Here is a 12,290-nt window from a genome sequence, read left to right as displayed (position 1 = left end):
CAGCCATGACCAGCACCGCACCGACCCGTCCCAGCGCCCGCCCGGCCGCGGCGCTGCCACCCGGCCCGCGCCTGCCGGTCGCGGTGCAGACCGTGCTCTTCGGCAGCTTCCGCCAGTTCCTGCTGCCGCTGGCCCGCCGCCGTTACGGCGACGTGGTGCGGTTGCGCATCTACCCCGAGCGGGACGTGGTCTCGCTGTCGGACCCCGAGCACATCAAGGCGGTGTTCACCGGCCCGGTCACCACCTTCCACGCCGGCGAGGGCAACGCCATCCTCAAGCCGCTGATGGGCGAGCACTCGGTGCTGCTCACCGACGAGGACGAGCACATGCGGGCGCGCAAGCTGCTGATGCCCGCGTTCAACGGCTCGGCCCTGCGCGGCTACCGCGAGATGGTCACCGAACTGACCGTGGCCGAGGTCGAGCGCTGGCCGACCGGCCGGGTTTTCCGGTCACACGAACGGATGCAGGTGCTCACCCTGGAGGTGATCCTGCGGGTGGTCTTCGGCGTGACCGACGGGCCCCGCCTGGACCGGCTGCGCGTGCTGCTGCGCCGCCTGCTCGACATCGGCCCGCTCGACATCTTCGGCTGGCACAACGCGAACCTGCAGAAGATCGGCCCGTGGAAGCGCAACGCCCAGCGCCAGCGCGAGATCGACGAGCTGATCTACGCCGAGATCGCCGACCGCCGCCGCGCCGACGACCTGGCCGACCGCGGTGACGTGCTCTCCCGCCTGCTCACCGTGCCGGGTGACGATCCGCTGACCGACGCGGAACTGCGCGACCAGCTGATCACCCTGCTGCTGGCCGGGCACGAGACCACCGCGACCACGCTCGGCTGGGCCTTCCACGAACTCGCGCGCGATCCCGGGTGCTTGCGCTCCGCGACCGAGGCGGCCGACAACCACGACGAAAAATACCTCGAAGCGGTGACGAAGGAAGCGATGCGGCTGCACCCGGTGATCCACGAGGTCGCCCGCCGGCTCACCGAGGACGTCGAGGTCGGTGGTTACCTGCTGCCCGCCGGGTTCACCGTGCAGCCGTCGATCGCGCTGGTGCAGTCGGATCCCGAGCACTTCCCGGAGCCGGAGCGGTTCTCGCCGGAGCGGTTCGTCGACGGCGCGCCGCCGGCGGGCACCTGGTTCCCGTTCGGCGGCGGGGTCCGGCGGTGCCTCGGTGCCGGATTCTCCTTGATGGAAGCCAATGTCGTGCTGGGCGAGGTGCTGCGGCGCTACCACCTGTCCCCCGAACGGCTCAGCGCGGAACAGCCGAAAGCCCGGCACATCACCATGGTTCCCGCCCGCGGAGCGAAAATCCTTGTCACTGAGCGGAATTGATCGCGACCAAACGGTGATGTCCCCGGTGTTGCAACTCGTGCCCGTATGCCGATTGACCTAGAAGGCACAGTTACGAGCACGAGGGGTACGACATGACGGACGCGGCGAGCAGGACCACGGGGCGGTATCTGGTTCTGCTGGAAGAGGATTCAGCCGTGGCGGGGGCCCGGAGCATGGCCGACGTCGCCGGACTGCGCACGGCGAGCACAGCCGATCTGTACGACGCGTCGAGCGCGAGTTCGCTCGGCGGCGCCGACGGGCTGCTGTTCCACGAACTCGGGGTCGCGGTGGTGACCGCGGCCGAGGACCAGGTCGCCGCGCTCACCGCGGCGGCCGACGCACCGGGCCCGATCTCGCGGATCGAGGCCGAGCGCACGGTCTTCGCCATCTCGCCCGCCACACCGACGGTCGAGCAGGCGCAGGTCGACGAGTCGCTGTTCACCTGGGGGCTGCAGGCCACCCGCGCGCACGAGAGCCAGCTGAGCGGCAAGGGGATCCGGGTGGCCGTGCTGGACACCGGGTTCGACGTCAACCACCCGGACTTCGCCGGGCGCACCGTGGTGACGAACTCGTTCGTCGAGGGGGAGGACGTCCAGGACGGCAACGGCCACGGCACGCACTGCATCGGCACCTCGTGCGGGCCGCGCAAGGTCGACGGCGGGCCCGGGTACGGGATCGCCTACGAGGCCGAGATCTACGCGGGCAAGGTGCTCGGCAACTCCGGTTCCGGTTCCGACGGCGGCATCCTGGCCGGGATCTCCTGGGCCATCGGCAACGGCTGCGCGATCATCTCCATGTCGCTGGGCGCGGACACCAGCCCGGGCGACCCGTTCTCGCCGGTCTACGAGCAGGTCGCCCAGCGCGCGCTCGGCCGCGGCACGCTGATCATCGCCGCGGCGGGCAACGCCAGCGAACGTGCCGACGGCCGGATCGCCCCGATCGGGCACCCGGCGAACTGCCCGTCGATCCTCGCGGTCGGCGCGGTGGACTCGGCGGGCGCGATCGCGGACTTCTCCTCGGGTTCGGTGGATCCCGGGCACGGCGTGGACATCGGCGGGCCGGGCGTGAACGTGCACTCGGCGTGGCCGATGCCGAAGCGGTACCGCAGCATCAGCGGCACCAGCATGGCCACGCCGCACGTGTCCGGGCTGGCCGCGCTGGTCGCGCAGAAGTACGGCGCGCGCGGGTGGGAGCTGTGGGGCAGGTTGTCGCAGTGCTCGCTGCGCACCGGGTTGTCTTCGCAGGATTCGGGTGTTGGACTGGTTCAGGCCCCCTGAGCGGCCCCCGACCCCGAGGAGCGCGATGACCGAGAATCGCAAAGTGATCGTGTCCATCGCCGAGGAGCGGTTGTCCGAGGTCCCGGCCGTGGTGACCGCACTGGAGGAAGCGGGGCTCACGGTGGACTCGGTGCTCGAGCCGATCGGCACCGTCACCGGCTCCATCGGCCAGGGCGATGTCGCCGCGCTGCAGGAGATCCCGGGCGTCCAGGACGTCGAACTCCAGCGGGACGTCGATACACGCTGACACGCTCTGACCCGGACACGAATGTGGCTCGGGGGCTGATTACGCCCCCGAGCCACATTCGTGTTCAGTCGCGGTTGCGCAGGTAGTCGCCGACCACGGCGGCGCCGAGGCCGTCCAGGTCCGGTGCCACCACCCGGCCGCCGGAGCGGCGGGCGATCAGGTTCACGAACGAGGTCAGCCGCGGGTCGTCGCCGAGGCGGAACACGGTCACCGCGGCGCCCAGCCTGGCCAGCTGGTCCACCTCGGTGATGGTCCAGCGGATGGTCTGCGGCAGCGGCGGGTAGGAGAACTCCGCCACCCCGTCGGCCTCCAGGTGGGCGGTCGGCTCCCCGTCGGTCACCATCAGCACCACCGGCCGCGCGCCGGGGTGCCGCCGCAGGTGCCGTCCGGCCAGCAGCAGCGCGTGGTGGGCGTTGGTGCCCTGCTCCCACGTGCCCTCCAGGCCGATCAGGTCACCCAGTTCGACCGGCGCCGCGTAGCGCCCGAAGGTGATCAGCTGCAGCGCGTCGTGGCGGAACCGCGTGGAGATCAGCTGGTGCAGCGCGAGCGCGGTGCGCTTCATCGGCAGCCAGCGCCCCTCCTGCACCATCGACCACGAGGTGTCCACGCACAACGCGACCGCCGCCCGCGACCGGTGCTCGGTCTCGGTGATCTCCACGTCGGACACGTCCAGCCGCACCGCCGCGCCACCGGCGGAAGCCCGCCGCAGCACGGCGTTGCGCACGGTGCGCGAGGCGTCCCACGGCTGGGTGTCCCCGAAGCGCCACGGCCGGGTCGAGCCGGTCGGCTCCCCCGCCGCGCCCGCCGAGGCCGTCTCCCGTTCGCCGGTGCGCCCGCGCAGGGTGCGCACCACGTCCGACAGCGCGGTCTCCCCGAGTCGCCGCAATGCCTTGGGCGACAAGCGAAGCGAACCGTCCGGCGCCCGCTCGAACAAGCCCTGGCCGCGGAGTTCACGCTCCAGTTCGGACAGTCGCCGCGCGTCCACCGCGGCGTCCTCGCCGAGCTGCCGGGTCAGCGCCTCCAGGTCGAGGTCGTCCATGCTGGCCCCGGGATAGGACTGCGCGAGCTGCTCGGCCAGCGCGTCCAGCTCGGCCAGGTCCGCCATCGCCTGCGCGCCCTCGCCGAGCCCCATCGGGTTGTCCCCGCGGAACCGGCCCGCCGACTCCCAGTCCTCGCCCGGCCGCAGCGCCCGCAGCTGGGAGTCCAAATTGGACAGCTGCTGGGCCAGTTCCGGGCTGCCGAACGCCTGCTGCGAGAGCTCGGCCAGCTCGGCGCGCTGTTCCGGGGTCATCGAGTTGAGCATGCGCTGGGCGGCCGCGGCACGGGCGGCCAGCGCGTCGATCAGCTCGTCGATGTTCTTCGGGTTCTCCGGGAAGAACTCGCCGTGGCGCCGCATGAACTCGGTGAAGCGCTCGTGGACGTCGGAGAAGCCCTGCGCGTGCGCGGCGAGCAGCGCGTTGAGGTCGGCCAGCATCTGCCGGACCCGCTCGACGTCCTCGGGCCGTGTGCTCTGCAGGGCCTCCTTCATGCCCTCGAACCGGGAGTCGAGCAGCTCCTTGCCGAGCAGCTCCTGGATCTTCTCGTAGTTCTCCCGGCCCTGCTCGGACCGCCACGAGTACTCGGCCAGCTCACGCACCGCCGCGGCGGTCCCGGGCGGCAGCGCGTCGAGCCGGGCCTCGTCGAAGCGCGCGTCGTCGGACGGATCCGGGAACAAGGCGCGCTTCTCCGCGTCCAGCGCTTCGTCCAGCAGACGGCGGACCTCGTTGAGCGTGCCGTCGAGGTTGTTGCGCCGCTGGATCTCCGAGCGCCGCTGCCAGACGCGGCGGGTCAGCTCGTCGAGACCGGTGGTGGACCGGGTACCGCGCCGCAGCAGTTCCTCCAGCGCCGCGCGGGGCGACGAGCCGCCCAGCACGTCCCGGCCGATCTCGTCGAGCGCGTCGCGGAGATCAGCCGGTGGGGCCAGCGGATCGGGACCGTCGTGCCACGGCCCGTACGCGTAGGTCATGGCCCGTACACCGTGCTGGTGCCGTCCTCGTCCTTGGCCAGCCGGCGGGCGAGGTACAGCGATTCCAGCGCCAGCTCCACCGCGGCGGCGATGCGGCCGGGCGAGTCGTCGGCGGACACCCCGGCGCGGTGGGCGACCTCGTGCAGGACCGGCAGTTCCGGCAGCGCGGCGAGCACGTCGGCGCCCGGGACGCGGTCACCGGTGGCCACCAGGTGGCCGTCGGCCACCACGTCGGCGAGCGGGCGCAGGTCGAGACCGGCGAACCGCTCGCGCGCGGTCTCGGCGACCGCCCGGCGCAGCAGGTGCACCAGGTGCTCGGTCTCACGGCCCTCCTCGCCGGGCTCGAACTCGAGCTTGCCGCGCAGCACGGCGGGCACGGCCTCCAGGTCGATCGGGCGGGCGACCGCGGGCTCCTCGCCGGTCAGCGCGGCCCGCCGCAGCGCCGCAGCGGCCACGGTCTCCGCCGCCGCGACCGCGAACCGGGCGGACACCCCGGAGCGCTGGTCGATCACGCTGGCCTCGCGCAGGTTCCGGACGAACCGGGCGAGCACCTCCAGCAGCGGGTCACCCACTTCGGCGACCAGCTGGGCCTCCTGGCGGACGACGCCGACCTCGGCATCGAGTTCCAGCGGGTAGTGCGTGCGGATCTCGGCGCCGAAGCGGTCCTTCAGCGGGGTGATGATCCGGCCGCGGTTGGTGTAGTCCTCGGGGTTCGCGGTGGCCACCACGAGCACGTCCAGCGGCAGCCGCAGGGTGTAGCCGCGGACCTGGATGTCGCGCTCCTCCATCACGTTGAGCAGCGCCACCTGGATGCGCTCGGCCAGGTCCGGCAGCTCGTTGACCGCGACGATGCCGCGGTGCGCGCGCGGCACCAGTCCGAAGTGGATGGTCTCGGGATCGCCCAGGCTGCGGCCCTCGGCCACCTTCACCGGGTCGACGTCGCCGATGAGGTCACCGACGGAGGTGTCCGGCGTGGCCAGCTTCTCGGTGTAGCGCTCGCCGCGGTGCAGCCAGGCCACGGGCAGCGCGTCGCCGAGTTCGGCAGCCCGGCGCCGCGAGGCCGGGGTGATCGGGTCGAGCGGGTGCTCGGGCAGTTCGGCGCCCTCGATCACCGGCGTCCACTCGTCGAGCAGGCCGGCCAGGGTGCGCAGGAGCCGGGTCTTGCCCTGCCCGCGCTCGCCGAGCAGGACCACGTCGTGGCCCGCCAGCAGCGCGCGCTCCAGCTGCGGCAGCACGGTGCGGCCGAACCCGACGATGCCCGGCCACGGATCTTTCCCGGCCCGCAGGGCGGTGAGCAGGTTGTCGTGGATCTCGGTTTTCACGCCGCGCGGGGTGTACCCGGCGGCGCGGAGCTCCCCCGCGGTGCGGGGAAGGTGTGCTGGTGCGGAGTTCACCTCCCCGACGCTACTGACCCGTGGGCCCGGCGTCGACGTGGACCAGCTCCAGGGCCCGGTACGCTTGTACTCCGTGTGCTGTCCCAGTGCGTCCCTCGCGGTCTGGTCCTCGGCGTGGCTCCACGGTGCCGCGGCCTCCGACGACGCCCTCGACGCCTTGCGCGTGTGGGGCGAGGACCACGAGGTGGTCGCCGCCGACCCGTTCGGCGCCGACGCCTTCGACATCCCGGTCGCCGGTGAGCGCCCGGCCGGGCTCGCCGGTTTCCTCACCGCGTTGCGCCGCCTCGGGGCCGGACCGGCGCGGTTCGTCCTCCCGGTGCCCGGCGACGTGCGCGGGCTGGGCGGTGGCGGCTCGCTGACCGAAGCCGCGCTGCGCTCGGGTGAGGCCGTGGTGTTCGCCGAGATCGGCTACGGCGTGGTGCCGGAGGCGATCGCCGAGGGCCTGTTCCGCTGGACGGTTCACCGGATCACCACCGCGGCCCCGATGGAGTACATCGCGCTCGGCGAGGCCGAGCACGCGCTGACCAGCGCGACCCGGAGCAGCGCGGGCGCGCTGCAGGAGCTCGACGTGGCCAGGGACCGGCCCGGCGTGCGGGCCGAGCTGTCCGAGCGCCTGCGCCGGACCGCGCACGTGAGCTGGCCGTCGGGCACGCCCGGCCGCGCGCTGCGAGTCCTGCAACGGGCCGAGGAGATCGGCGCCATTCTCGCCATCGCCCACGCCGACGACCCCGGTGGCGCGCTGTCGGCGTCGGCCGCGATCCGCCGCGCGGACGCGCTCCGCCCGCTGCACGACGCCGTCCGCACCGCCCGGTTCGCCGCGGTCAACGAGACCATCCGGGTCTTCGCCGACCAGCCGGACCCGCTGCCGTGATCGTCCTGGCCCACCTGAGCGACCTCCACCTCGACGCCGGCGAGCGCAGCCAGGCGCGGGCGGCCCGCGTGTTCGCCTACCTCGACGGCTTGCGGGACGAGATCGACGCGGTCCTGGTCACCGGCGACCTCGCCGACCACGGGCTGGCCGAGGAGTACAACACCGTCGCCAAGTTCTTCGGCGGCCGGCCGCTGCACTGCCCCGGAAACCACGACGCACGCGGGCCGTACCGCGAGGTCCTGCTCGGCGAACCCGCGTCCGAGGAGCCGATCAACCAGGTGCACCGCGTGGGCGGTGCCGTGTTCGCCCTGTGCGACTCGACCATCCCCGGCCGCGACGACGGTCACCTCGACGACGAAACGCTCGCCTGGCTCGAATCGGTCCTCACCGGCGCCGCCGGCGCCCCGGTTTTTGTCTGCTTCCACCATCCGCCGGTGGACCTGCACATCCCGTACGTCGACGGCATCCGGCAGTCCGGTGAGGACCGGCTCGCCGCCCTGCTTTCCCGCCACCCCAACGTGGTCGCGATCCTGTGCGGCCACGCGCACACCGCCGCGGCGAGCACGTTCGCGGGCCTGCCGCTGCTCGTCGCGCCGGGTGTGGTGTCGACGATCCTGCTGCCGTGGGAGAGCGAGCAGGTCGTCGACCTGGCCGCGCCGCCCGCCATCGCCTTCCACGTCCTGGCCGACGACGGGCGGCTGACCACGCACTACCGCGTCATCCCAGCCGGCTGAGGGCCTGGGTGATCCCCTTCCGGTCGTAGCTGTTGACCGGCATGGTCGCCGCGTGGGCGTGGCGGATGACCCCGTCGCGGTCGATCAGCAGGCTGCCGGACTGCTGCAGCGCGCCGAACACCTTCCGCACCAGGCCGACGGCCTCGTGCGGGCTGCCGCGCCGTCCGGTGACCACCGGGAACGGCAGTGCGCGCTTGGCCTGCCAGGCCGCCGCTTCGGCCCGGCCCTCGGGCACCACGACCAGGAGCCGCACCCCGGCGTCCGCCAGTTCGGCGGCCCGCCCGGTGAGGTCCTTGAGGTGGAGGTTGCACACCGGGCAGGTGGTCGAGCGCGCGAAGTAGAGCAGCACGTGGTCCGCGCCCCGGTAGTCCGCGAGGTCGACCGGCCGTCCGGCGGTGTCTTCCAGCGCGAGGTCGGGCACGGTGGTTCCGGTTTCGAGCACGAGGGAACTCCTAGTGGTCGTCGAGCCGGAGCAGCAGCAGTTCGCGGACCGTGGCCCTGGCCCGGTGGAGCCGGGACTTCATCGCCGCAGTGCTCAGGCCGAGCGCGTCGGCGACGGCCCGGCCGGGATAACCCTGGATGTCCCGCATGATCAGCACGCGCCGCTGGTCGGCGGGCAGCTCGGCGATCGCCGCGGCCACCCGTTGCGCCTCCAGCCCGCGCAGGACGTCGTCCTCCGCCGAATCCATCGCCCCGGCCCGGACCAGGTCGTCGCCGCGCCACGCCCGGCGCGCCCGGCGGAGGCACTCGTTGCGCACGATCCGGAACATCCACGACGCAAGCGCCCCGGACGCCCGCAGCGTGCCGATCTTGCGGTACAGGATGATCAGCGCCTCCTGCGCCGAGTCCTCCGCGTCCTCCGGCGACGCGCACAGCGAACGCGCGAAGCGCTGCACGTGCGGGTGCGAACCGGAGACCAGGGCGGCGATCGCCTCCGGATCCCCGCCCTGCGCGGCGACGACCAGGGTTTCCCGTGGCCAGCCTGCCTCGGTCATGAGCCACCCCCACTACTCCAGCGCCGGGAACGTCCCGGCCCCTACTAGAGGCGGCGTGCGGCGAAAAGGATTCAGCCCTGTCGAGCCGGGCGCTTCGCCGGTTCGCAGCAGGCGATCGCGCAGGGCGCGCCGTTGACCGTGCAGCCCGCCGACGGGAACTCCGACAGCTTGCGCGCCGGTGCGGTGGCGACGTGCTCGCGGACCAGTTCCACCACCAGCTCGGCGAACCGCGGATCGGTGCCGGGCGTGGCCGCGCGGGCGAAGCCCATGCCGAGCTCCTGCGCGCGTTCGGCGGCTTCGTTGTCCAGGTCCCAGATCACTTCGAGGTGGTCGGAGACAAAGCCCACCGGGCAGACGACCACCGAGGGCACGCCCTCGGCGTGCAGCGCGTCGATGTGGTCGACGATGTCCGGCTCCAGCCACGGCACCTGCGGCGGGCCGGACCGCGACTGCCACACCACGTCGTAGGTCGCCACGCCCACCTCGGCCGCCACCAGGCGCGCCGCTTCGGCGATCTGGCGCGAGTACCGGTGCCCGCCCTCTTCCGGCGGCCCGGCCGCCTTGTCCGCGCTGACCGGGACCGAATGCGCCACGAACACGATCCGCGCGCCCGCCGGGTCGTCGAGTCCGGCGATGGCGGTGCGCACGGCGTCGGCGAAGGCGCCGATGAACAGCGGGTGGTCGAAGAACTGGCGCAGCTTGGTCAGTTCCGGCGCGTCCTCGCCGACCGCGGCCCGCGCGCGCTCGATGTCCTCGTCGTACTGGCGGCACGCGGAGTAACCACCGTAGGCGCTGGTCGGGAACACCAAGGCGCGCTGCACGCCGTCGGCCCGCATCCGCGCCAGCGTGTCCTCCACCATCGGCCGCCAGTTGCGGTTGCCGAAGTACACCGGCAGGCCGACGCCCTGGGCCGCGAGTTCCTTCTCCACCGCGGCGATCGCGTCGCGGTTGAGCCGGTTGATCGGCGACACCCCGCCGAAGTGCTGGTAGTGCTCGGCGACCTCTTCGAGCCGCTCGCGCGGCACACCCCGGCCACGCGTCACGTTCTCCAGGAACGGCATGACCTCGTCCGGCCCTTCCGGACCACCGAAGGACAACCACAACAGCGCGTCGTAACCCACGGTGTCCATCTTCCCCCGGTGATCCCGGCCACGCTTGCCCGGGGGTTTTGCATCGGTCGATCCAAAACAGGTACGGTGCTCGGCATGGCCCGCCCCCGAGAATTCGACGAGCGCGCCGCCGTCGACCGCGCGATGCACGCGTTCTGGCGAGGCGGCTACGAAGGCACGTCGACCCAGCAGCTGTGCGAGGCCACCGGCCTCGGGCGCAGCAGCATCTACAACACCTTCAGCAGCAAGCGCGCGCTGTTCGTCCGGGCGCTGCAGCACTACTGCGACACCGCGACCCAGCACCAGATCGACTTCCTCGAGCAGCCGGGCTCGCCGCGCGAGAAGCTGCGCACCCTGCTGCTGTCCACCGTCGAGGACGAGTTCACCAGCGACAACCACGGCTGCCTCGCGGTGAACACGGTCGCCGAACTCGGCGGCAAGGACGCGGAGATTAGCGCGCAGCTGGCAAAGGACAACGAACGCTACGTCGCCGCGATCCACGCCGTGGTGACCGAAGGCCAGCGCGCCGGCGAGATCGGCCCGGACCACGACCCGGCCGTGCTCGCCCGTTTCGTGCACAGCCAGATCGGCGCGATCCGGCTGAGCGCGCGCAGCGGTACCGATCGCCCCACTCTCGAACGCGTCGCCGAACTGGCGCTCAGCACGCTCTGACCCCGCTCCCCCGCCCCCGGCGGTTTCCTGCTGCCCATATTTTGCACTGCCCGATCCAAAACGAAGGGGACGCCGATGCCGATCGCCGTCTACGTGCTGGCGCTGAGCATCTTCGCGCTCGGCACCTCGGAGTTCATGCTCTCCGGGCTGCTGCCGCCGATCGCCGCCGATCTCGGCGTGAGCATCCCGGACGCCGGGCTGCTGATCTCCGCGTTCGCGGTGGGCATGCTGGTCGCCGCGCCGCTGCTGGCCGCGGCCACGCTCCGGCTGCCGCACAAGCTCACCCTGCTCGGCATGCTCGCGGTGTTCCTGCTGGGCAACCTGGCCGGCGCGGTCTCCCCCGGCTACGGCCTGCTGTTCGCCTCGCGGGTGGTCAGCGCCGCGGCGGCGGCCGGGTTCTGGGCGGTCGCCGCGGTGACCACCGTGGCGATGGTGCCCGAGCGGCGGCGCGGCCGGGCGCTGGCGGTGATGGCGGGCGGGCTGACCGTGGCCAACGTGCTGGGCGTGCCGGCGGGCACCTGGCTGGGCCAGCTCGCGGGCTGGCGCTCGGCGTTCTGGGCGGTGGCGGCGCTGACCGCGGTGGCGATGATCGGTGTGCTGCTGCTGGTGCCCGCGGTCCGGCCGTCCGCCGAACGCCCGAGCCTGCGCGGTGAACTGCGCTCGTACCGCGATCCCGAGCTGTGGCTGGCTTTCGGCATCACCTCGGCCAGCACCGCGATGGCGATGGCCACCTTCAGCTACCTGGCGCCACTGCTCACCGAGGTGAGCGGGCTGCCGGTGGACTGGCTGCCCGCGGTGCTCGGCCTGTACGGCGTCGGCGCGGTCATCGGCATCACCCTGGGCGGGCGGTTCGCCGACGTCCATCCACTGAGGACACTCGCGGGCGGGTTCGGCGCGGCGGTGGTGGTGTTCGCCGCGCTCGCGGTCGCCGGTACCTCGGTGCCGGTGGCGGTGGCCGCCGCGTTCCTGCTGGGATTGACCAGTTTTGTCACCAATCCCGCGCTCAACGTCCGGGTGTTCGCGCTGGCGTCCTCGGCACCGACGCTGGCCGGGGCGAGCAACGTGTCCGCGTTCAACGTGGGCATCGTGCTGGCGCCGTGGCTGGGCGGGCTGATCATCGACGCCGGGCTGGGTTATCTCAGCGTCACCTGGGTGAGCATCGCGCTCGGTGTGCTGGCCCTCGGCGGGGTCGCCCTCGCTTCCCGTATGCGGCAACGAGTTCTGGTATCGATCGGATGAGGAGAACGATGAACACGCGTGAGGTGCTGGCGGAACTGGACCGCCGGATGGCCGACTACGACCCGGCCCGGATCGCCGGACTGTTCGCGGACACCGTGGACTGGGACATCCCCGGCGACACCGCGGCCGTGCCGTGGATCGGCAAGCGCACCACGCGCGCCGAGGTCCGCGAGTTCTTCGCCGACCTGGACCGCTACCTGGAGCGGGACGTGTACGAAGTGGAGCGGACCTTTGTGGACGGTCAGGAAGCGGTGCGCACCGGGCACCTGCGTTCCCGCATCCGGGCGAACGACCACTGGATCGAGACCCGGTTCGCCATCGAACTGACCGTGGTGGACGGCCGGATCACCCGGTACCACCTGCACGAGGACAGCTGGCACGTCGCCGACGCCGCCCGCACCTGACCCATGTCA

Annotated in this window: 13 protein-coding genes; 8 read left to right on the top strand and 5 right to left on the bottom strand. The window is 72.5% G+C overall.

The genetic code is table 11. The features are described 5' to 3' along the window. Nucleotides 1-5: 5 nt before the first annotated feature. From JYK18_RS31325 to JYK18_RS31315, 3 genes are all read left to right on the top strand, one after another. Nucleotides 6-1,334 carry a cytochrome P450 gene (locus JYK18_RS31325; RefSeq protein WP_206807030.1) on the top strand — a complete coding sequence of 443 codons (1,329 nt, stop codon included), beginning with the start codon at nucleotides 6-8 and terminating at the stop codon, nucleotides 1,332-1,334. A 92-nt stretch (nucleotides 1,335-1,426) separates the two neighbouring features. Further along, on the top strand, nucleotides 1,427-2,611 hold the full coding sequence (locus JYK18_RS31320; RefSeq protein WP_206807029.1) for a S8 family serine peptidase: 1,185 nt from the start codon (nucleotides 1,427-1,429) through the stop codon (nucleotides 2,609-2,611). Nucleotides 2,612-2,636: 25 nt separating this feature from the next. Beyond that, nucleotides 2,637-2,858, top strand: coding sequence for a hypothetical protein (locus tag JYK18_RS31315; RefSeq protein ID WP_206807028.1), 222 nt, complete (start codon nucleotides 2,637-2,639; stop codon nucleotides 2,856-2,858). 64 nt (nucleotides 2,859-2,922) lie between these two features. Here JYK18_RS31315 and JYK18_RS31310 read toward each other — a convergent pair whose 3' ends face one another. Beyond that, nucleotides 2,923-4,863, bottom strand: a complete 1,941-nt coding sequence (locus tag JYK18_RS31310; RefSeq protein ID WP_206807027.1) for a VWA domain-containing protein — start codon at nucleotides 4,861-4,863, stop codon at nucleotides 2,923-2,925. Further along, nucleotides 4,860-6,257, bottom strand: a complete 1,398-nt coding sequence (locus tag JYK18_RS31305; protein ID WP_206807026.1) for a sigma 54-interacting transcriptional regulator — start codon at nucleotides 6,255-6,257, stop codon at nucleotides 4,860-4,862. Before JYK18_RS31305 ends, JYK18_RS31310 begins: the two co-directional genes overlap by 4 nt. A 73-nt stretch (nucleotides 6,258-6,330) precedes the next feature. Between JYK18_RS31305 and JYK18_RS31300 the strand changes: the two genes are divergently transcribed. Both JYK18_RS31300 and JYK18_RS31295 read left to right on the top strand, forming a co-directional pair. Further along, nucleotides 6,331-7,128, top strand: a complete 798-nt coding sequence (locus tag JYK18_RS31300; RefSeq protein ID WP_206807025.1) for a hypothetical protein — start codon at nucleotides 6,331-6,333, stop codon at nucleotides 7,126-7,128. Next, nucleotides 7,125-7,862, top strand: a complete 738-nt coding sequence (locus tag JYK18_RS31295) for a metallophosphoesterase (protein ID WP_206807024.1) — start codon at nucleotides 7,125-7,127, stop codon at nucleotides 7,860-7,862. The genes JYK18_RS31300 and JYK18_RS31295 overlap by 4 nt, the downstream gene beginning before the upstream one ends. Here JYK18_RS31295 and JYK18_RS31290 read toward each other — a convergent pair. From JYK18_RS31290 to JYK18_RS31280, 3 genes are all read right to left on the bottom strand, one after another. Beyond that, on the bottom strand, nucleotides 7,846-8,304 hold the full coding sequence (locus tag JYK18_RS31290; RefSeq protein WP_206807023.1) for a peroxiredoxin: 459 nt from the start codon (nucleotides 8,302-8,304) through the stop codon (nucleotides 7,846-7,848). The two genes, JYK18_RS31295 and JYK18_RS31290, sit on opposite strands and share 17 nt — an antisense overlap. A gap of 10 nt (nucleotides 8,305-8,314) precedes the next feature. Further along, nucleotides 8,315-8,857 carry an RNA polymerase sigma factor gene (locus JYK18_RS31285; RefSeq protein ID WP_206807022.1) on the bottom strand — a complete coding sequence of 181 codons (543 nt, stop codon included), beginning with the start codon at nucleotides 8,855-8,857 and terminating at the stop codon, nucleotides 8,315-8,317. A 71-nt stretch (nucleotides 8,858-8,928) separates the two neighbouring features. Beyond that, nucleotides 8,929-9,978, bottom strand: a complete 1,050-nt coding sequence (locus tag JYK18_RS31280; protein ID WP_206808226.1) for a ferrochelatase — start codon at nucleotides 9,976-9,978, stop codon at nucleotides 8,929-8,931. An 84-nt stretch (nucleotides 9,979-10,062) separates the two neighbouring features. Here JYK18_RS31280 and JYK18_RS31275 point away from each other — a divergent pair, with 84 nt between their 5' ends. The 3 genes from JYK18_RS31275 to JYK18_RS31265 all read left to right on the top strand — a co-directional run bounded on the left by JYK18_RS31275 (nucleotide 10,063) and on the right by JYK18_RS31265 (nucleotide 12,281). Continuing rightward, nucleotides 10,063-10,638 (top strand): TetR/AcrR family transcriptional regulator, encoded by a 576-nt coding sequence (locus tag JYK18_RS31275; protein WP_206807021.1) that lies wholly within the window; start codon nucleotides 10,063-10,065, stop codon nucleotides 10,636-10,638. 75 nt (nucleotides 10,639-10,713) lie between these two features. After that, nucleotides 10,714-11,877 (top strand): Cmx/CmrA family chloramphenicol efflux MFS transporter, encoded by a 1,164-nt coding sequence (locus tag JYK18_RS31270; protein ID WP_206807020.1) that lies wholly within the window; start codon nucleotides 10,714-10,716, stop codon nucleotides 11,875-11,877. 8 nt (nucleotides 11,878-11,885) lie between these two features. Beyond that, on the top strand, nucleotides 11,886-12,281 hold the full coding sequence (locus JYK18_RS31265) for a nuclear transport factor 2 family protein (RefSeq protein WP_206807019.1): 396 nt from the start codon (nucleotides 11,886-11,888) through the stop codon (nucleotides 12,279-12,281). Nucleotides 12,282-12,290: the final 9 nt, after the last annotated feature.

It is taken from the genome of Amycolatopsis sp. 195334CR (assembly GCF_017309385.1).
Taxonomy (GTDB): Bacteria; Actinomycetota; Actinomycetes; order Mycobacteriales; family Pseudonocardiaceae; genus Amycolatopsis.
Note: the sequence above shows the minus strand (reverse complement) of the source record. Positions and strands in the feature narration are given on the sequence as shown.